The organism is Micromonospora sp. IBHARD004, assembly GCF_052814115.1.
Genome location: NZ_CP199934.1, coordinates 3402441 through 3423045 on the forward strand (window position 1 = coordinate 3402441; position 20605 = coordinate 3423045).

Here is a 20605-nt window from a genome sequence, read left to right on the forward strand (position 1 = left end):
CTCGTCGGAGACGATCCAGGGAGGCTGCTCACCCTTCCTCACATCAAGATCAACAAACCCGGCACCCCAGCCTATTCCACGCCAGAAGCGCGGGCATGGTGGCGGTTGTAACGGGAAGGCCAGTGCCGCCAGCAGGACTGACCGAGGAGGCGGCGCCGTGACGGACACCTCGCGCACAGGGTCGGGTAGTGGACGCCCTTCGGCGGGTGGTGGCTTCGCCGTCGTGGAGATGTTCACCTCCCAGGGCTGCAACAGCTGCCCTCCCGCCGAGGAGGTGCTGTCCGAGATCGACCGCGACGCCCGGGAGCGGGGGCAGCCCGTCTACGCCCTCGGCTTCCACGTCGACTACTGGGACCACCTGGGCTGGGCCGACCCGTACGGCGATCCGGCGCATACCCTTCGGCAGGAGGCTTACGCGCGCGCTTTCGGCTCCGGGGGGTTGTACACGCCGCAGATGGTCGTCAACGGCACCGTCGAGTTCGTCGGCTCCGACCACCGGCAGGCGTCATCAGCGATCAAGTCCGCCCTCACGGAAGCAGCTGCCACGTCGCTCGCGCTGTCGGTCGAGGACGTCGCCGAGGGCACGGGCGGCGGGCGCCGGGTGGTGGTGGACTATCAGGCCGAGCGACCGCCGGAACTGGCGGTGCTGAACGTGGCGGTCGTCGAGCGTGGCCTGGAGAACGACGTCCCCCGGGGTGAGAACGCCGGGCGGAGGCTGCGGCAGGACGGCGTGGTACGCGCCTTCACGTCCGCGAAGGTGGACCTGGTGCGTGGGCGGGTCGAAATCGCGGTGCCGCCGGACCTCGATCCACGACACGCCTCGGTGGTCGGCTACGTGCAGAACGACGGTGACAAGTCCATCGTCGGCGCCGCGGCCGTCGACGTGTCGGCGGAACGACGGACATGACCGTGCAGCTCCCTCCCATCACCGTCGAGCGGCGGGTGAGCTCGCCGCCCTAGGTCAAGGCGTGGCACCGTGACTATGCGGACCTGGGTCTGACCGTCGTCGGCGTGCACGCGCGAGTTCGAGTTCGGCCGGCACGCAGAGAACATCGGACCGGGCGATCCGCGACCACGGGCTCACCTCTCCCCTCGCACTCGACCGGCCGGCCGTGATCCGGCTCGTCGCCGACGCGTCCCGGGTCGACCACCCCACCGCCGGCATCCGGTAAACCGTCAGCATGCGTGCGCACAACGCGCCCCGGACCCGCACCCTGGTTATCCGGCAGCAGGTCACCCACAGGTCACCCTGGCACGATGGGCGATCCGGCAGGGCTGTGGTCAGTCCCCCTGACGCAGAACTCGTTGCCGTCTGGATCTGCCAGCATGACTGCGCCGTCCTTACCGATCTCGAGCCGAGTGGCCCCGAGGGAGATCAGCCCGTCGACCGCCGCTTGCTGGTCGCCAGCGGCCGGGATGAGCTCGAAGCGCTGCTGGTTCGGCTCCTTTTTCGGGGCCACGGGCGGGCCTGCCCATGCGACCTTGGTGCCGCCGCGCGGTGACTGGATCGCGGTCTCCTCGTCCTGGTCCCACACCAGCGGCCAGCCCAGCACCTTACTCCAGAACAGGCCGACTTCCCGGGTGCCGTCACAGGTGAGCTCACCGAGGAAGCCGCACCCGGCGAGGTAGGCGTTGCCGGGCTCGATCACGCAGAACGCGTAGCCCGCGGGGTCGGCCAGGACGACGTGCTCGTCCTCAGGTCGCTGCCCAACGTTGAGGTGGCGGCCACCAAGCTTCAGCGCCATCGCCACCGTGTGCTGCTGCTCGTCGAGATCGGCGCTGGTCAGGTGCAGGTGCATGCGGTTCGCTCCGAGTTGGCCTGCGCGGCCCGGAACGAACCGAAGACCGAGCTGGGTGTCATCGCCCGGCAAAAGCGCTCCGACGGCATCCTCGATGACCTCCCGACCGAGCAGAGCGGCCCAGAACTGCGCCGGACGAGCCGGGTCGTGCGCCTCGAAGGTCACTGCCAGCAGTCGCGAACGCATCACCAGACAGTAGACACCGCCCAGGCAAGGCAACAAGGCATTAACGAGTTGGTGCACGTACAAGAGGTTGAAGGCCGAGGTCCGCGTCGTTATGGCAGTTCGGTTCGAGGGTCATGCCGGTTTGGGCGAGGAAGCCGGCGATGAGGTCACTCTGCTGCTGGCAGGCGCGTAGCCGCTGTTTGACGATGTGGGCGAGGTGGTCGACGCCGTGGACGGCGATGTTGGTGATACCGCGATTGGTCCAGGACCAGACGCCCTCGGTCGGGTTCAGGTCGGGTGCGTAGGCCGGTAGTCGTATCACGGTCAACCAGTGCCGGGCGGCGATCAGAGTCCGCATTCGCACGCTGATGTGGGTGTTGAGGTTGTCCCAGACCACCACGATCGGCGCCTGCAACCGCTGGTGGGCCTGGTCGAGGAAGGCGATGTAATCGTCCTCGCTGAAACTGCCCCGCTCGCCGTGCCGGCCGCGGTGTAGCCGGGTGCGCCACATCAGCCGCCCACGGTGTCCGGGTTTGAGGCAGACCAGCCCGGCGATCGAGATCCGGCCGGAGCCCTTGCCCGACACCGTGACCACCGGCGTTCGCCCGCGCCGTGCCCAGGTCTTGCTTCGCAGCGGTCGCAGAGTCTGACCTGTCTCGTCCTGGAAGCAGATCCACGCGCCCCGCGCCGCCGCTAGCCTTTTTACCGCCGGCCACCGCCTGCGGTGCCAGGTGGTGATCGCCCGCTCGTCGCGTTCGACCGCCCGCCGGGCAGGAACCTGCAGGCTGTAGCCCATCCGGTGCAGCAGATAGGACACCCCGCGCAGGGTGTAGGTGACCTCGAAGCGCCGCTCGATCAGCTCCGCAACCCGAGCCAAGGTCCAGCGGGCGTCGTCCCAACCATGCACGACCGGTCCCTCGTCCAGGACAGCAGCGAGCTGATCCCGCTGCTCAGCGGAGAGTCGGCAGTCCGCGCCGCCGGTTCCCGACGAGGCCAACGCTGCCGCCCCACCGGCAGCCCATCTGCGTCGCCAGTCCCGCACCGACTTCGCGGTGACCCGCAAATGCACGGCGATCACCGCGGTCGGCTGGGACTGCTCGAACATCGCCGCAGCCTGGCGGCGGACCGCCTCCCGCCGAGCCCGAGCCGCCGCGCTTATCCCACCACCAGCCGGATACTTGATCAACCCGACCTACCGAACCCATCGACCCATATCGCGCTGACCAGGGCTTCCTGCTCGGTGACCTCTTCGGCCGCCCCGAAGGTGTCAGCCGATCCCACTCCCGTGCGATGCGCGTACAGATGTTCGGCCGGTAGGCGTCACTCTGGTCACCGGGTGGACGCGCAGGTACGGACCGGGCCCGGGGCCGGTGGCGCCGGCCGCCGATAGGTTCGGCCGCCCCCGTCCATCCTGCCGCCCGGGCGCCGCAACTTGCATCCGGCGAGTACGTTGACGGCCAGCAATTCCGTTGACGTCTCGCCCACGGCGAGTGCTGAAGAGGGTGGTGCCGGTGACGGCGACGCTCGTCCCCCCGCCGGTGACCGATGTACGGCCTACCCGGCTGGCCGGTCTGCGGGGCCGGATCGCCGGTGGCCTCCGGGACACGCCACGCCGGCTGGCCGCCGTGCTGGCCGGCCTGGTCGCCCTGGGGTTCGTCGTTGGGGTGGTGGGATTCACCGGGGTGCGGCAGCGGGCCGACCTGATCGACGGCGTGACGTCTCGCAGCGGCGCGTTGGTGGTGGCCGCGCAGGACCTCTACCGGGCTCTGTCCGACGCGGATGCCACAGCGGCGAGCGCCTTCCTGTCCGGCGGTGTCGAGCCGGCGGCGCAACGTGACCGCTACAAGCAGGGCGTAGCCGAGGCCGCGGCGGCGTTGGCGGTGATCGCCGCCGGGCGGTCCGGAGACGGGGCCAGGGACGGCGCCGTGGGGGTGATCGCCGCCGAACTCCCGGTGTATACCGGGCTGATCGAGACGGCTCGCGCCTACAACCGGCAGGGTCTGCCGGTCGGCGCGGCGTATCTGCGGGAGGCGTCGGGGCTGATGCGGCAGCGGATGCTGCCGGCCGCCCAGCAGCTCTACCGGTCGGTCACCGCGGAGCTGGACCGGGCGCGCGGCGGCGGCGCCGGGTTCCCCTGGATCGCCGTGCTGCTCGGACTGGTGGCCATAGCCGGTCTGGTGCGGACGCAGATCTGGCTCACCCGGCGGACCAACCGGGTGTTCAACATCGGTCTGGTGGGGGCGACCGCGGCCGCGGTGGTGCTGGTCGGCTGGCTCGGGGTGTCCGCGGTTGTCATCGGTGCCCGGCTGGACGCCAGCGACCGGGACGGCTCGGCGCAGGTCGACCGCCTCGTCCAGGCCCGGGTCGCGGCGTTGCAGGCCCGTGCCGACGAGTCGCTGACCCTGGTGGCCCGCGGCGGCGGCGGTGACTTCGACAAGGACTACAGCGCGGTGATGAGCCGGCTGATCGGCCCGGATGGCCACGGCGGGCTGCTGCGCGACGCGGCCGCCCGGGCCGCCGACGAACCGACGCGGGCCGCGGCCGACAGCGCCGCGGGGCGGGCCCGGGACTGGCTCGCCGCACACCAGAAGCTGCGGCAGCTCGACGACGGCGGCCAGTACACCGAGGCGGTGACCGCCGCGGTGGGCAGCGACCCCGCCGCGACGACGAGCATCTTCAACGAGTTGGACGGCACGCTCGCCAGCTCCATCACCCGCAACAGCGACCGGTTCGAGGCCGACGCCCAATCCGCCCGTCGCGGCTTGTCCGGTCTGGACCTCGGCGTCGTGGTCCTGGCCGGATTGATGGTGATCGGCGCTGCGACGGGCATCCAGCGACGAATCGCGGAGTACCGATGAATGCCTCTCGACTGATGTCCGCGGCCGTGGCGCTGACCGTGACCCTCGGCCTGGCCGGCTGCGGCGGCGGCGGTGGCGGCGGGACCCTGCCGGCCGGCACGTCCGCCGTCACGCCGGTCCGCCCGGTCGGGGTGCAGGATCCGGCGGAGGTCCCGGACGGGGCCAACGCCGGCCCCGCCCCCTGCGATCCGCGGGCCAGTCTCCGCCCAGCGGCCACCCAGCCCCGCCCCGGCCAGATGCCGGCCGGCTCGACCATGGCTCAGATTTTGCAGCGGGGCCGGCTGATCGTCGGTGTCGACCAGAACAGCTACCGGTTCGGGTTCCGCGCCCCGCTCACCGGAGAGCTGACCGGCTTCGACGTGGACGTGGCCCGCGAGGTGGCCCGGGCCATCTTCGGCGATCCATCCAAGATCCAGTTCAGGGCCACGAACTCGGCCGCCCGGATTCCGTCCCTGCAGGACGGGACGGTCGACATCGTCGTACAGACCATGACGATGAACTGCGAACGGTGGCAGCAGGTCAACTTCTCCACCGAATACTTCACCGCCGGCCAGCGGATCCTGGTGCGCCGCGGGTCGCCCGTGCGCGGCATCGCCGACCTGGGTGGCCAGAAGGTCTGCTCGGCGATCGGCAGCACGTCGATCCGCAACGTCGCTGCCGCACCGGCCAAACCGCTGCCGGTCGGGGTGCCGGACTGGACGGATTGCCTGGTGATGCTCCAGCAGAACCAGGTCGCTGCCGTCTCCACCGACGACAGCATTCTGGCCGGGCTGGCCGCGCAGGACCCCAACGCGGTCGTGGTCGGGCCACGGTTCAGCGACGAGCCGTACGGGATCGGCATCAACCGTGATGCCACCGACCTGGTCCGGTTCGTCAACGGGGTGCTGGCTCAGTTGCGCGCGGACGGCACCTGGACCCGGCTCTACACCCGGTGGCTGACCGCGCTCGGCCCGGCTCCACAGCCGCCGACCGCCCGATACCGGGACTGACCGGCGTGACCGCACCGGCTCCGCTGAGCCGTGACGAGGTCGACGTGGCCATCGTCGCGCTGGGGGCGGCCCACGACCGGATCTCCGCCGCCATGTACTCCCTGGACAACCATCCCGGCCTTGCGGCGGTCCGGGTGCCCGGCCTGACCGGACGGACCGAGCGGTACGCCGCCGACCTGACCGCCCACATCGACGCGCTCTGGTCCCGGTTCAATGCCCTCGGCGCGGTCCTGGACCAGGTCCGGACCCTGCGGGCGCAACGTTCCCGACCCGGCGACGCGGAGCTGGCGAAGCTCACGTGGTTGCTGCGTGCCCCGGTGGTCCCGGTCGGCGCGAACGGAATGGTTCTCGACGATGCGCCGCCGGGCGCCGTCCGGCTGCCGCTGATGGAGCTCGCCCGCCAGCTGGAAGCCGGCAGCGCCGACGCCATCGACCGCCTGTCCATCCTGGACGACGTCGGATCAGCGCTGGTTGTCCGGTTCGCGGAGCCGAATGAAGCGCTGGCCCGGCTGCGGGCCGCCGTCGACGCCCTCGGGCCGGACGGGGCGCCCACCGCCGCCCTGGACCGGCTCGGCGAGCGGCTCGCCGACGCGTACCGGGAGGCGTCCGGCGATCCGCTGGCGGTGGCGCCGGGCGGACCCGGCGCCGGCACGCTGGACACCCGGCTGCGCGACCTGGCCGCCGAGACCGCGACGGTGGCCGGCGAGATCGACGCGCTGGTCGGTCTGCGCGACGGGTACCCGCGACGGGCGGAGCGGCTGCGCATCACGGTTGTCGAGGTCGAGGCCGGCGAGGAGGCGGCCGCCCGGGCCTGCGTCGCCGCCGAGGAGAAGATCGCCAACACCGGCCTGCCCGCCGTACCGGATGCCGCCCCCGCGCTACGGGCCCAGCTGGCGCAGCTCGACCAACTTCACCGGGAGCGGCGGTGGAGCCGGCTGGCCGACGAGCTGGCGGCGGCGGAGCGGGCCGCCGCGGCGGCGGTCGAGCGGGCCGCCGGGCTGCGGGATGCCGCGGACGGGCTGCTGGAGCGCCGCGTCGAGCTGCGCGGCCGCCTCGCCGCCTACCGGGCCAAGGCGGCCCGGCTCGGCTTCGCCGAGCACACCGAGCTGTCCCGTCGGCACCGCGCCGCCGAGGACCTTCTCTACTCCAGCCCGTGCGATCTGCCCGCGGCGACCCGGGCCCTGTCCGCGTATCAGCGGTATCTCAACGACCTCAGCGAGCGGGGGACGACATGAGCCAGCGGTGCGTACGACCCGACTGCACCGGCAGCTACGGGCCGGAGGGCTACTGCGACGAATGCGGGCGCAAGGCCCCAGCCGGGATCCTGCCGGCGCAGCCGCCCCCCGGCGCCGGGCCAGCGCTGCCCGGGTCGGGCGTGGGACCGGCACCACTCGCCTCCGTCGCCTCGACCCCGGTGAGCGCCCGCGGCGGTTCGGTGCGCACCGGCTCGCGGGGCTCCGGCCGCAGCCGTGGGGCCACCCGCGGTGGCCTCGGTGCCGGCCTGATCGAGCTGCCCAGGGTCCCGCTGCGCGACCCGGCCAGCGCGGTGATGGCCGAGCCGACGGTGGCCGAATCCCGCCGGTACTGCGTCGCGTGCGACAAGCCGGTCGGCCGGGGACGGGACGGCACCCCGGGCCGTGCCGAAGGCTTCTGCCCCCACTGCGGCACCCCGTTCTCTTTCCTGCCCCGCCTCGGCCGTGGCGACGTGGTCAACGACCGGTACGAGGTGCTCGGCGCGCTCGCCTACGGCGGACTGGGCTGGATCTACCTGGCCCGGGACAGGAACGTCAGCGACACCGTCAGCGACCGATGGGTGGTCCTCAAGGGGCTGATCAACACCAGTGACCCGGACGCGATGGCCGCCGCCGTGACCGAGCGGCGCTACCTGGTGGAGATCGACCATCCAAGCATCGTCAAGATCCACGATTTCGTGCAGCATCCGGACCCGAAGAGCGGGGTGCCGGTCGGCTACATCGTGATGGAGTACGTCGGCGGCCAGTCGCTGCGGGACATGCTGGTCAGCCGGCGGGCGGCCACCGGCGAGCGGGCGCTGCCGCTGGCCGAGGTGATCGCCTACGGCGTCGAGATCCTGCCCGCGCTGGGCTATCTGCATGACCGCAACCTGCTGTTCTGCGACTTCAAGCCGGACAACGTCATCCACGCCGAGGAGCAGCTCAAACTGATCGACCTCGGTGCGGTCCGGCAGGTCGACGACGACGTGAGCGCGGTCTACGGCACCCCCGGCTACCAGGCTCCAGAGGTCGCCGAGGTGGGGCCGTCGGTGACGGCGGACCTCTACACCGTCGGCCGGACCCTCGCGGTGCTGAGCTTCGACTTCCGCGGCTTCGCCAGCATCTACGCCGACCGGCTGCCGGACCGCTCCGAAGTGCCCCTGCTGGGCCGCGAGGAGTCGTACGACCGGCTCCTGCGCCGGGCCACCCACCTCGATCCGGACCGGCGCTTCCAGTCGGCGGCCGAGATGACCGAACAGCTCCTCGGGGTGCTGCGGGAGGTGCTGTCGGCCGCCGACGGCGTGCCCCGGCCGGCGGTGTCCCGGCAGTTCACCCCGGAACGCCGGGCGTTCGGCACCGGCGCCGGAGAGGTCGGCCTGACCGCCATCGCCCAGCGGCTCGACCCGGCGGCGGTCGCCGCCGCGCTGCCGCTGCCGCAGGTGGACGTCCTCGACCCGGGTACCGGCTTCCTGACCACGCTGACGGCGACCGCCCCGGGCGAGCTGATCGCGCAGTTGCGCAACGCCCCGGTGCGCAGCGTCGAGGTGGCGCTGCGCCTGGTGCGGGCCCGGATCGACGGCGGCGACCTGGCCGGCGCCGCCGCAGACCTGGACCGGCTCTACGCCGACGACCCGTTTGACTGGCGGATCGACTGGCACCGCGGCCTCGCCGCACTGGCCGCGAACCGGCCCGGGGACGCGCGCGTGGCGTTCGACGCCGTCTACGGCCAACTGCCGGGCGAGCCGGCCGCCCGGCTGGCGCTGGCCGCCGCGGTGGAGTGCACCGGAGACCCGGAGCTCGCCGAGCGGCTGTACGACCGGGTCTGGCGGACCGACCACGGCTTCATCAGCGCCGCTTTCGGGCTGGCCCGGCTCCAGCTCGCCAAGGGCGGCCGGGTCGCCGCGCTGCGCGTCCTCGACCAGGTGCCGGAGAGCTCCAGCCACCACATCCCTGCCCAGGTGGCCGCGGTGCGGGCCAACCTGCCGGCGGACGGTTTTCCCGCCGGGGCCGGCGAACTGCTGGCCGCCTCCGGCCGGCTGCAGCGGCTCGGGTTGGACGTCGAGCGGCAGGCCCGGTTGACGGTGGAGATGCTCGAGGCGGCCCTGGCCTGGGTCACCTCCGGGCACGCCCTGCCGCCGGACGCCCGGGTGCTCGGGCATGAACCCCACGAGAAGGGGCTGCGGCTGGGCCTCGAACGCGCCTACCGCACCCTGGCACAGTTGGCCGCTGACCCGCCCACCCGCATCGCGCTGGTCGACCGGGCCAACGCCGTCCGGCCGAGGACGCTGACATGACGCCCCCGTCCTGCCCCGAGCACGGCCCGGCCGGCGATCCGGGGGACCGCTTCTGTGAGGTGTGCGGGCGCAACCTGCGGACCGGCGAGGAGGCGACGGCCACCGCGGCCCCGCTGCCAGGGCCGAGATCGGGCACACCGCCGGTCGTACCATGGTTGTCCTCCCGGGCGACCGAGGGCGACTGCGGCGGCTGCGGCGCCCAGGTGCCAGGCGGCGGATACTGCGACTCATGCGGCCGCCGGCGCTCGGTCGGCCGCGACCACGCCGAACTCGCCCTCGGCGGCCTTGCCGCAGTGACGGACCGGGCCCGCCGGCCGCGCAACGAGGACGCCGTGGCGATCGGCCGAGTCGCCGACGCCACGGTCGCGGTGGTCTGCGACGGCGTCTCCACCTCGACCCGCGCCGACACCGCCGCCACCGCCGCAGTGGAGTCGGCCATCAACGAGCTGCTGGACGCCCTGCGGGGCGGTGCGGATCCGGCGGAAGCCAGCCGGCGGGGCTCCCGGGCAGCGGCCGCCGCGGCCCGGGCCGCCGCCGGACCCACGGACCGCGACACCCCACCCAGCTGCACGTACGTCTCTGCGATCGTCACCGGGGACGCGGTGACGGTGAGCTGGATCGGGGACAGCCGGGCCTACTGGCTCGGGCCGGACGACGCACTGTTGACCCTCGACGACTCGTTGCGGGCCCAGGTGGCCGCCGGCCTGCCGGTGCCGGCAGGGCTGGCCGAGGAGGACCCCCGGTCCCCAGCCCTGATCCGCTGGCTCGGGGTGGACGGCGACGACGAGGACGCCCACGTCGTGACTGTCCGTCCGACCGGCCCCGGCCGGATCGTGGTCTGCTCCGACGGGCTGCACCACTATCTGCCGGGCGCGAACGACATGGCCGCGGCGGTGTCCGGTCTGCCGCCGACGCCGCTGGCCGTGGCGCAGGGCCTGACCAGGCTGGCGCTGGAGGGCGGCGGCCACGACAACGTAGCGGTCGCCGTACTGCCGTTTCCAGTAACCGAGACAGGAGGGACACCGGCATGAGCGGGCAACCCGAGTTCGTCGCCGAGGTCGACCAGAACGAATACCTTCCGGCGGGACGACGGATCGTGGACGCGATCGTCACCGTCACCGCCTCCGGCGCAAACCTGCGGGGTAACTCCGGCCCGCTGAGCGCGGCGCAAGTGATCATGATCGACACCTCCGGTTCGATGACCGCTCCCCACTCGAAGATCCAGCAGGCGAAGCGGGCCACCGCGGTCGCCATCGACACCCTGCGCGACGGCGTGGCCTTCGCGGTCGTCGCCGGCTCGGCGCACGCCCGGATGGTCTACCCGCCGCAGCCGGGGATGGTGCCCGCCTCCCAGCAGACCCGGGCACAGGCCAAGGCGGCGGTGGCCGGGCTGCGAGCCGAGGGCGGAACCGCCATCGGCGCCTGGCTCAACATGGCCAATCACCTGTTCGCCAGCCAGCCGGCCGAGGTGAAGCACGCCATCCTGCTCACCGACGGGCAGAACCAGAGCGAGCGGCCGGAGGACCTGCAGCGGGTGCTGGACGCCTGCGAGGGCCGGTTCATCTGCGACAGCCGAGGCGTCGGCGCCGACTGGGTCGCCGACGAGCTGCGGAAGGTGGCGTCCACGCTGCTCGGCACCGCGGACGGGTTGGAGAACCCGGCCGACCTGCCAGCCGCGTTCCAGGCGATGACCGCGTCCGCGATGGGCAAGTCGGTGGCTGACGTGTCACTGCGGGTGTGGAGCCCGGCGGGCGCCACGATCCGCTTCGTCAAGCAGGTCTTCCCGCAGGTCGAGGACCTCACCGGCCGGCGCACCGAGGTCAGCGCCCGCATCGGCGACTATCCGACCGGCGCCTGGGGCGCGGAGAGCCGGGACTATCACATCTCGGTGGAGCTGGAGCCACAACCGGTGGGGGAGGAGCTGCTCGCCGCCCGGGTCAGCCTGGTCAGCGCCGGTCAGGTGCTCACAGAGCGACTCGTGCTGGCCCGGTGGACCGACGACGAGGAGCTTTCCACCCGGATCAACCGGCAGGTGGCGCACTACACTGGGCAGGCCGAGCTGGCCGCCGCGATCCAGGACGGGCTGAAGGCCCGGGACGCCGGCGACGTCGAGACCGCCACCGCGAAGCTCGGCCGGGCGGTCCAGCTGGCCACCGAGTCCGGCCACGCCGACACCGCCAAGCTGCTGGCCCGGGTGGTGGACGTGGTCGACGCGCCGACCGGCACGGTCCGCCTCAAGAAGCAAGTGGCCGGAGTGGACGCCGAGCTGACCAACGTGCGGTCGGTGAAGACCATCCGGGTGAAGAAGACGCAGGCCTGACGGGAGCGGAACGATGGCCACCTGCCCCAAGGGACACGAATCGACGACCGCCGACTATTGCGACCAGTGCGGTGCCCCGATGTCCGGCACGTCGACGCCGGCCCCGCCAGCCGCCGTGGCCCCGCCGTCCGTGGCGCCGGTCTCGCCTGCGACCCCGCCCGCGGATCCCGTCGCCACCGGTACGCCGTGCCCGGTCTGCGATACGCCCCGGACTGGCCGGTTCTGCGAGGAGGACGGCTACGACTTCCTGCTCGCCCCGCCGGTGACCGCAGCGGATCCCCCCACCTTGCCCGCCGGCGTCGCCGTCCCCGAGGCGGGCAGTGAGACGGCCGCCGGACCGGTGGCTTCGGCCGCGCCGACGGCGCTGGTCGTCGTGGTGGGCACCGACCGCGGCTACTTCGACGCCGTGCTCGGCATGGGCGGCGAGGACGCCGGCGGGCTGACCTTTCCTCGGTTCGTCGTCGAGCGCCGGTTCCCGTTGGTCGGCCAGCAACTGCTGGTCGGCCGGTCCAGCCGGTCCCGGGGCATCCATCCCGACATCGACCTCAGCGGCCCACCGGAGGACCCGGGCGTCTCGCATACCCACGCGCTCCTGGTCGCGCAGCCGGACGGTTGGGCGGTCGTCGACCTCGGCTCATCCAACGGCACGTACCTCAACGACCCGCAATCGGCGCCGGTCCCGTCCGAGACCCCGATGCCGATCGCCGCCGGTGACCGCGTCTTCGTCGGCGCTTGGACCTGCCTGTCCATCCGCCCCGCCTAACTTGATCTTTAACCTGTGCGGCTGGGCGGGGATCGACGGGCTTTGCCTTCTTTATGGCTGGTTCGGCCTTCGCTGTGGTCGCGGTTTCGGCGGGGTACAGGGATGGGGAGTGGATCCCGCTGCGCGTCCTCCTCAAGAGCGGCCGGAGGAGGTCGACCCCTAGGGGTTTCGGACAGTAGTGCCGGTGCGTACCGCCGATGCTGGGACGCACGGGTAGACGGGAACATAACCTGGTCCATTGGGGCTTGGACGTCCAAAATGGGGGGATCATGACCAGGTCGGTTGCGAGCTTGATCACAGGACGCAAGACAAAGTACCTCATCATCGTGTTCTGGCTGGCTCTCGTCGCTCTGGCTGGGCCGCTTGCCGGCAAGCTCACCAGCGTCCAGGACAACGAAGCCAAGTCCTGGCTGCCGGGCAGCGCGGAGTCGACCCAGGTGCTCGACCGGCAGGCGGCGTTCGCGTCGCCCGACACGATCCCGGCCGTTGTCGTCTACCAGCGGTCCTCCGGACTGACCGAAGCCGACCGGGTGAAGGTCGCGTCCGACGCGCACAGGTTCGGCCAGCTCGCCGAACTCGACGGCCAGGTCGCCCGCCCGATCTTCTCCGGCGACGGCCAGGCGGCGCAGATCATCGTCCCGCTCAACCTCGGCCCTGAGGGGTGGGACAAGGCGGGCGACATTGTCACCTCGATGAAGGACGTCGCGAAGGCCGGCGCCAGCGAGCTGTCGGTGCACGTCACGGGGCCCGCCGGCAGCGCGGCGGACTCCAGCGAGGCCTTCGCTGGCATCGACGGCAGGCTGCTGTTCGCCACGATCGGTGTGGTCGTGGTGATCCTGTTGTTCACCTACCGCAGTCCCGGGCTGTGGCTGCTGCCCGTCATCTCCGCCGGCGTAGCGCTTACCGCCGCCCAGGCGGTCATCTACCTGCTGGCCAAGAACGCCGGCCTCACCGTCAACGCGCAGAGTGCGGGCATCCTGACCGTGCTCGTGTTCGGCGCGGGCACGGACTACGCGCTGCTGCTCGTGGCGCGGTACCGCGAGGAGCTGCGGCGCCACTCCGACCGGCACGAGGCCATGGCAGTGGCGCTGCACCGCGCCGGCCCGGCGATCATCGCGAGCGCCGGCACCGTCGTGATCGGCATGCTCTGCCTGCTCTTCGCCGAGACCAACTCCACCAAGGGCCTCGGCCCGGTCGCCGCGATCGGCGTCCTGGTGGGGCTCGCGGTCATGCTGACCCTGCTCCCGGCCATGCTTGTGACGGTCGGCCGCTGGATCTTCTGGCCGGCGCGGCCCCGGTTCGGCTCCGCCGAGCCCACCATTACCGGGTTGTGGGCCAAGATCGGCAAGCGAATCGCCAACCGCCCCCGCGTCACCTGGGTCGCCACCGGCCTGGCACTGGCCGTCATGGCGATAGGCCTCGTCCAGCTCGACGCGACCGGGCTGACCCAGAAGGAATCGTTCCGGGGCAACCCGGACTCGATCGTGGGCGAGGAAGTGCTCGCCCGGCACTTCCCGGCCGGTGCGGGCAACCCGGTCGTCGTAATCAGCAAGGCGGAGCAGGGCACCGCGGTGAAGGCGGCGCTCGCGTCGACTGAGGGCATCGACCCGGCCTCGGTCAGCGAACCCGTCGCCAAGGGTGGCCTCGCCTATGTCGTGGGCACCCTCAACGCCGCGGCCGACAGCCCGGCGGCCTACGACACCATCGACCGCGTACGCGACCGCGTCCACGCCGTGCCCGGCGCGGACGCTCAGGTCGGCGGCAACACGGCGATCAACCTCGACCTGCAGCGGGCGGCCCGGTACGACCGCAACCTCATCATCCCGATCGTGCTCGTCGTGGTCCTCGTCATCCTGGCGCTGCTGCTGCGGGCCATCGTCGCGCCGCTGGTGCTGGTAGCGACGGTGGTGCTGTCGTTCGGCGCCGCCCTGGGCGCGAGCGCGCTGGTCTTTCGGCACATTTTCGGCTTCGGCGGCGCCGACACGTCGTTGCCACTGTTCGTGTTCGTGTTCCTCGTCGCGCTGGGCATCGACTACAACATCTTCCTGATGACCCGGGTACGCGAGGAAGCCGCGAGGTACGGCACCCGGCGCGCCGCACTCATCGGCCTCGCCGCGACCGGCGGCGTGATCACGTCCGCGGGTCTCGTCCTCGCCGGCACCTTCGCGGTGCTGGCCACCCTCCCGCTGACCGCCTTCGCCGAGATCGGCTTCGCGGTGGCGTTCGGCGTCCTGCTCGACACGATCATCGTCCGGGCGGTCCTGGTCACCGCGCTGAACCTCGACATCGGACGGCACATGTGGTGGCCCAGCCGGCTCGGCAAGATCGCCGACGTGGAGCCCCCCGAGGCGGCCCGGCAACCAAGCGAGGTCCCCGCCTGACGGAGCTAGTGGGTACAGGTCAGGTGCACATCGGCGAAGTGGTCACCGCGTCCGAAGTGCTCAACCGGCCCGACGGCCGACGACGCCCTGACCAGCAACGGCCCCACCGCCCCGCCATGCGTCGGCTCCGCCTGAAACCGCCGCCCTTCGGTCCTTTCCCGTATCCGGCGGTGGTCCTACATTGAGTAGGTGACGGAGCGTCGGCGGACGCTGCCGATGTGGCTGACCGCCGTGTGGATGTTTGTACTTGCCGGTTGCGGGATCGGCACGTCGCCCAAACCCGGGCAGGTTGACGAGCGCCTCAACGAGATCGCCGCCAACGCCGAACGGCCGGTCTACTACCTCGGCCAGCAATTCCGCGATTGGCCGCTGACCGACGTTGGCGCGGACGGCACCGGCCGGGTCGACGCGATCTACGGGACGTGTCTCGCGGTCGTCGACTCATGTGCGCCTCCGCTCGAGGTCATCAATCAGCCGCTGGATTCGTCGATGTTGAGTATGGCTGTCGGTTGTAGTCGCCTGGCGCCGGTCCGCGGCGTCCCGGCCGTGCACCTCGGCGATGCGCTCGTCCTGCTCACCGGTGCTTCGCTGGTCACCGTCGCCGTCGCCGGTGATGACCCGGCGACCGCCATGGCCGCGGCGGAGCAGCTGCGGGGGGTCGGTGCGGAGCTTTCCCGTGAGGCACTGCCGCCGCCGGACACCGCGGCCCTGCAGGTGCTCGATGTTGCGTGCGGGAAGAACCCGGGCGACACCGGTCGAATGGAACCCGACGAGGGAGCGGAACCGGTCCGGGACATGCAGGTGCCTGACTTCACCGTAGGCCAGCTCGGCGGTGGAGACCTCCGTTGGGCGGCGTACCTCGGCAAGCCCGTGGTGGTCGTGGTCGGTGACGTCCCGCACGTGCTCACAGGGATCCAGCGCGTCCTCGCGCTGACCGCCAGTCACCGGCCGGCCGTCATTGGCCTGGCATGGAAGCCGTTCGGGTCCAAAGACGCCCCGGCACCAATCGCGGAGATCGAGCAGGAGGCAGGCCGCGTTCCCGTTCCAGTCGGTTATGCCGCGATCCCCCGCCCGGCAGTCTGGTTCTTCGACATGACCGAGGTCGACCCGGCGCAGTCAGGCGTGATCGCGTTCGTCGACGCCGACGGCACTGTCATCGGCCATGTCCGAACGGACGCGACCGACGACGCGATAGCCGCCGCTCTGGACAGGCTCGCACGCTGACCTGCCGATCCGGCGGGCGGCAACCCGGCCGGGGCCAGGATGCTGCAGGCGCGCTGTCGCAGTATGGTCCTCGGGCTGACGCAGGCGATGAGGACGTGGGGAGTTGCGACGGTGGGGGAGTTGATGACAGCGACTGTGCCGCTGGACGCGATCCAGAGCGACCGGGCTGCCGGTGTTCTCCTCGCTGCGGCGTGCGGTGACGCGCTCGGCGTGCCGTACGAGTTCCAACCGCCGCTTGCGGCCGGCGAACAGCCCGAGATGCGCGGCGGTGGGCTCGGCCCGTACGCGCCCGGTGAGTACAGCGACGACACCCAAATGGCAATGTGCATCGCGGAGGTGTCCGCCACCGGGGCGGATCTGCGCAGCAGCGACTCCCTCGACCGCATCGCCGGCAACTTCCTGCGGTGGAAACGGGAGGGCGCCAGCGATATGGGGGCACAGACCCGGCAGGTCCTCGGCGCGGTCTCGCACGTGGGCGGAGCGGGCATCGCCGCGGCGATGCGAGACGCAGCCGCGGAGCTGCACAGGAGAACCGGCCTCACCGCGGGTAACGGGTCCCTGATGCGCACCGCGCCGGTTGCGCTGGCCTATCTCGGCCAGCCGGAGGCGCTCGCGGAAGCCGCCCGCGCAGTCAGTGAGCTGACCCATCACGACCCCCTGGCCGCAGACGCGTGTGTGTTGTGGTGCGCCGGGATCCGTCGGGCGGTTCTCGACGGGACCTTTGACGGGGTACGCGAGGGTCTGGACCTGCTGCCTGCGGGGCGGCGTGACCAGTGGTCGGGCTGGTTGGCCGAGGCGGAGTCGAAGCCGCCGGAGCAGTTCCGTCCCAACGGGTTCGTGATCCCCGCGTTGCAGGCCGCCTGGTCGGCGATCACACACACCGAGATTCCGGAACACGACCCGGGCCGTGGCAGTTTCGCCTGTCAGCATCTCGAACACGCTTTGGCGGCGGCGGTCCGCGTCGGCGACGACACCGACACCGTCGCGGCGATCGCCGGGGCCCTGCTCGGCGCCCGGTGGGGCTCCTCCGCCGTGCCCCTGGCCTGGCAGCGCATCGTTCACGGCTGGCCGAACCGGCGCGCGGCGGACCTGAACCGCCTGGCCGTGCTGACGGCCCAAGGCGGCAGGACCGACCACGCAGGCTGGCCGGGCTGCGCCCGCGCGCCACGACCTGCGGTTGCACCGTTGATGCTGGCGCATCCGCACGATCCCGGGGTGATCCTCGGCAACCTCCACACCGACGCGGCCGCGGCGGGCGCCGGAGCGGTGGTCTCCCTGTGTCGCGTTGGCTGTCACGACTTCGACGACGTGGCCGTCGCCAACCGGGTGTCAACGTGGCTGGTCGACCAGCCCGGAGCCAATGCGCAGCCGCACTTCGTCGTCGATCAGGCCGCTCGGATGGTGCTCGAGTTGCGTAAGGAGGGCCATGTCGTGCTGCTGCACTGCGCCGCCGGTCAGAGTCGCACGCCGGCGGTCGCCGCCCGCTACACGACCTTGACCACCGGCATGCAGGCGCGCTCCGCGCTGGCCGAGCTGCGCGGACTGCTCGGCGCGCACGGCTGGACACTCAACCCGGAACTGCGGCAGGTCGTCGAACAGCTGTGACCCGTTACGCCAGCGAGGTAGCGCGTTCGCCCGGGCTGCCGCCGCAGGCGTAACCGGCCCCGAGTCTCGCCGCTTCCGGTGGCTTGCCTGGCCGGGGCCGCCACTATCGGGTGGCAGACCCGTCCCCGTGGTCCCGTCATCCAAGGAGGGCCCGGTGTGGGTCACCCGACAGAAACGGCGGGCAGTACGGGTCGCACCGCCGGGAACCGCCATGATGAGCCGGTGAAGATCCTGTCCATCCAGTCTTCGGTCGCCTACGGCTACGTCGGCAACTCGGCGGCCGCCTTCCCCCTTCAGCGGCTCGGGCACGAGGTCTGGCCGGTACTGACGGTCCACTTCTCCAACCACACCGGGTACGGCGCGTGGCGCGGGCCGCTGCTGGCGCCGGCCGACGTGGCCGAGGTGATCGCGGGCATCGCGGACCGGGGGGTCCTCGGCAGCGCCGACGCGGTGTTGTCCGGCTACCAGGGTGACCCGGCGATGGGCGCGGTGATCCTCGACGCGGTGGACAAGGTCAAGGCGGCCAACTCGGACGCGGTGTACTGCTGCGACCCGGTGATGGGCGACGCCGGCCGCGGGATGTTCGTCCGGCCAGGCATCCCGGAGTACATGCGGGACATCGTCGTCCCGCGCGCGGACATCATCACGCCAAATCAATTCGAGCTGGACTTCCTCGCCGGCCGTACGACGAACTCGCTCACGGAGTTGCTGGAGGCGGTCGACGTGGTGCGCGAGACGGGACCGCGGCACGTCCTGGTCACCAGCGTGCTCCACGGCGACGTGCCGGTGGGCTCGCTGGAGGTGGTGGCCGTCTCGGACGAGGGCGCCTGGGCGGTGACCACGCCGCTGCTGCCGATCAACCCGAACGGCGGCGGCGACGTCACCGCAGCGCTGTACCTCGCGCATCTGTGGACGACGGGCTCGCCCGCGACGGCACTGGAACGCACCGTCGCCTCCGTCTTCGCCGTCCTGGAGGCGACCCTCGCGGCGGGCACCCGGGAGATCCAACTGATCGCGGCCCAGGACGCGATCGCCCAGCCGCCAGCCAGGTTCACCGCCCGGCGGCTGCGCTGACGCCGAGGTCAGTGAGGAAGCGGTGTTGGCGGAGATCGCCAAGCGACACGACGCTGGTAGCGCTACATCACGGGAGCCTCTGTGCGCGGTCGACGGCGGAATCTCATGCCGGAGGTACCCCCTGCTTGCGGTTCGGGCTGGCTGGGCCGTCGGGTGGCGCGGGCATTGGCAGCACAAAAGCGGAAACGGTCGCTGTTGACGCCGAAGGTCCTCATGTCTGAGGTGAGTGACGCGATACGCAGGCGACCTCTAGCGCCTAGAGGCCGGGTTGATCAATAGGCCCGCGAGGCGGAAAGGGGGCCGGTTCGATGGACGGGGATGTCGTACCTGTGCGGTTACTTAGGGGTCCCTCTTTTTTCGATGTGGAGTGCAGGAACCCCATGAACGTGTCTCGCGTCAGGCGAGGTACGTGCCGTCCTGTTGCCGGTCGTCGTCGCGCAGCCGCAGCATCGCGCCGTCGCGGCAATAGTCGGCGACCGGGTACACCGGACCGGGACCGAGCACCTGGGTCGCCTCGCCCCTCCCCGACCAGCAATTGCGGCGCGACGGGCGGGCGCCGGTCGCCAGGCGCCCCACTGGGCAGCCGCAGCACCGGAGCGGAACAACTCGGCCGGCGACGCCGGCCGAGATCGACGCCCCGATTCCGTCCGGGACGGCGGGCCGATGCAGCCTGAGATCGGCGTAAGAGGTGATCAGCCAGCGCTAGGGGCGGAACCCGACGTACCGTGAGATCGTGCCGACGAGAGATGTGATCACCAGCGCTGATCTCGACGAACTTCGCCGCTCGGCGCTCGGTACAGCCAATCCACTCGGCGTCGCCGCCGACCTGGCCGACGCGGTGGAGCAGGGCCGGGTGGCGGAGCCGGAGGACGCCGGGGACGCGCTGACCCTGGCCGCGGAGATCGCCGAGATCCGAGGGCGGCTCGACGCCGCGCTCCGGTACGCGGACCGGGCATTGGAGGCGTACCCGTCGGTAGAGGATGCCCGGGCCGGCTTCGCCCGGGCGCTGCGGGCCCGGATCCTGTTCCGGTCCGGCGGCCGGGAGGACGAGGCGATGGCGGAGCTCACCGCGCTTCGCCAGCTCCTGGTCGAGCAGCCCGAGGCCCCGGCGTACGTCAGCGCGGCCCTGGACGCCGGCGGTCTCTCGGTGATCGCCGAGGAGTGGCTGAGCGAGGCGGTCGACACCGTTCTCGGCAGGCGCGCCACCGCCGCCGGAGCACCCACGGAGGCCGTACCCGCCGCCGAGGCGACGGTGGAGGTCGGCCCTCCGGAGGCGCCCGGCGTCCTCTTCTTCCTGCTGCAACAGCGGCACCGGGTACGCCGGGACTTGAACCTGCCGCATGATCGGCAGGACGATCTTGCGGACCGGCTGGAGGCTCAGCTCGTCCGCCGGGCGGAGCAGCGGCAGGGCACGGAGCCCGACCTGCTCTTCTGGCCCCGGGCCGAGTTCGACCGCCTGCTCGCCGAGCACGCCGAGCTGACCGAGGCGTACGGGCCGGACTGGGACGCGCACCGGGGCCGCCTGGAACGGCACCTCGTCCAGCAGGCCAACACCGGTCGGACCGGGCTGAGCGTGGTCGGCGCATCGGTGGATGGGCTGAACGGCTACGCCAGCCGACACAACGGAGATCCGACGGATCCGGAGATCCGCACCCGCTACGCGCGAGATCTGGCGACCCGGCCCGGCGCGCAGATTTCCTGGCCGCCGGAGCGCAACGACGCCTGCTGGTGCGGCTCGGGCCTCAAGTACAAGAAGTGCTGCCTGCCGCGCTCCCGTAGCTGACGGCCCCGCCAATCGCTGCTGGCGGCAGTCAGGCCACGCCGGCCTCGGCGAGTGGTCGCCGCCAAGCGGGGGCGCAGGATCGGAACTGTGGCTCCCACAAGCTGGATTTCCGCCGGGC

The 20605-nt window shown here is 71.8% G+C and carries 15 protein-coding genes; 13 read left to right on the plus strand and 2 right to left on the minus strand.

Translation table 11 applies throughout. The annotated features are described in order from the left end of the window. Positions 1–157: 157 nt before the first annotated feature. Positions 158–907, plus strand: a complete 750-nt coding sequence (locus ACTWO6_RS16545; RefSeq protein ID WP_446220499.1) for a DUF1223 domain-containing protein — start codon at positions 158–160, stop codon at positions 905–907. Positions 908–1244: 337 nt separating this feature from the next. Here ACTWO6_RS16545 and ACTWO6_RS16550 read toward each other — a convergent pair whose 3' ends face one another. Both ACTWO6_RS16550 and ACTWO6_RS16555 read right to left on the minus strand, forming a co-directional pair. After that, entirely contained in the window at positions 1245–1985 is a 741-nt protein-coding gene (locus ACTWO6_RS16550; RefSeq protein WP_446220500.1) for a VOC family protein, read from the minus strand. Positions 1986–2025: 40 nt separating this feature from the next. After that, positions 2026–3069, minus strand: coding sequence for an IS630 family transposase (locus tag ACTWO6_RS16555; protein WP_446220501.1), 1044 nt, complete (start codon positions 3067–3069; stop codon positions 2026–2028). 406 nt (positions 3070–3475) lie between these two features. On the opposite strand from ACTWO6_RS16555, the gene ACTWO6_RS16560 reads away from it, so the two are divergent. From ACTWO6_RS16560 to ACTWO6_RS16615, 12 genes are all read left to right on the plus strand, one after another. Further along, positions 3476–4822: a hypothetical protein gene (locus ACTWO6_RS16560; RefSeq protein WP_446220502.1), complete on the plus strand. Its 1347-nt coding sequence runs from the start codon at positions 3476–3478 to the stop codon at positions 4820–4822. Then, complete coding sequence (locus tag ACTWO6_RS16565) at positions 4819–5811, plus strand: glutamate ABC transporter substrate-binding protein (RefSeq protein ID WP_446220503.1); 993 nt, start codon at positions 4819–4821, stop codon at positions 5809–5811. Before ACTWO6_RS16560 ends, ACTWO6_RS16565 begins: the two co-directional genes overlap by 4 nt. Positions 5812–5816: 5 nt before the next feature. After that, positions 5817–7046, plus strand: coding sequence for a hypothetical protein (locus ACTWO6_RS16570; protein WP_446220504.1), 1230 nt, complete (start codon positions 5817–5819; stop codon positions 7044–7046). Continuing rightward, positions 7043–9337, plus strand: a complete 2295-nt coding sequence (locus tag ACTWO6_RS16575) for a tetratricopeptide repeat protein (protein WP_446220505.1) — start codon at positions 7043–7045, stop codon at positions 9335–9337. The genes ACTWO6_RS16570 and ACTWO6_RS16575 overlap by 4 nt, the downstream gene beginning before the upstream one ends. Further along, positions 9334–10368 carry a PP2C family protein-serine/threonine phosphatase gene (locus ACTWO6_RS16580; RefSeq protein ID WP_446220506.1) on the plus strand — a complete coding sequence of 345 codons (1035 nt, stop codon included), beginning with the start codon at positions 9334–9336 and terminating at the stop codon, positions 10366–10368. The genes ACTWO6_RS16575 and ACTWO6_RS16580 overlap by 4 nt, the downstream gene beginning before the upstream one ends. Then, positions 10365–11657 (plus strand): VWA domain-containing protein, encoded by a 1293-nt coding sequence (locus ACTWO6_RS16585; RefSeq protein WP_446220507.1) that lies wholly within the window; start codon positions 10365–10367, stop codon positions 11655–11657. The genes ACTWO6_RS16580 and ACTWO6_RS16585 overlap by 4 nt, the downstream gene beginning before the upstream one ends. 79 nt (positions 11658–11736) lie before the next feature. Then, positions 11737–12420, plus strand: a complete 684-nt coding sequence (locus tag ACTWO6_RS16590; protein ID WP_446220508.1) for an FHA domain-containing protein — start codon at positions 11737–11739, stop codon at positions 12418–12420. Positions 12421–12689: 269 nt separating this feature from the next. After that, a complete protein-coding gene (locus tag ACTWO6_RS16595; protein WP_446220509.1) occupies positions 12690–14801 on the plus strand; it encodes an MMPL family transporter in 2112 nt (703 codons plus the stop codon). Positions 14802–14990: 189 nt separating this feature from the next. Further along, positions 14991–16025, plus strand: a complete 1035-nt coding sequence (locus tag ACTWO6_RS16600; RefSeq protein ID WP_446220510.1) for a hypothetical protein — start codon at positions 14991–14993, stop codon at positions 16023–16025. 111 nt (positions 16026–16136) lie between these two features. Further along, a complete protein-coding gene (locus ACTWO6_RS16605) occupies positions 16137–17630 on the plus strand; it encodes an ADP-ribosylglycohydrolase family protein (protein ID WP_446220511.1) in 1494 nt (497 codons plus the stop codon). A 222-nt stretch (positions 17631–17852) separates the two neighbouring features. Further along, positions 17853–18704 carry a pyridoxal kinase PdxY gene (pdxY, locus tag ACTWO6_RS16610; protein ID WP_446214737.1) on the plus strand — a complete coding sequence of 284 codons (852 nt, stop codon included), beginning with the start codon at positions 17853–17855 and terminating at the stop codon, positions 18702–18704. 733 nt (positions 18705–19437) lie between these two features. Further along, complete coding sequence (locus ACTWO6_RS16615; RefSeq protein WP_446214738.1) at positions 19438–20487, plus strand: SEC-C metal-binding domain-containing protein; 1050 nt, start codon at positions 19438–19440, stop codon at positions 20485–20487. Positions 20488–20605: the final 118 nt, after the last annotated feature.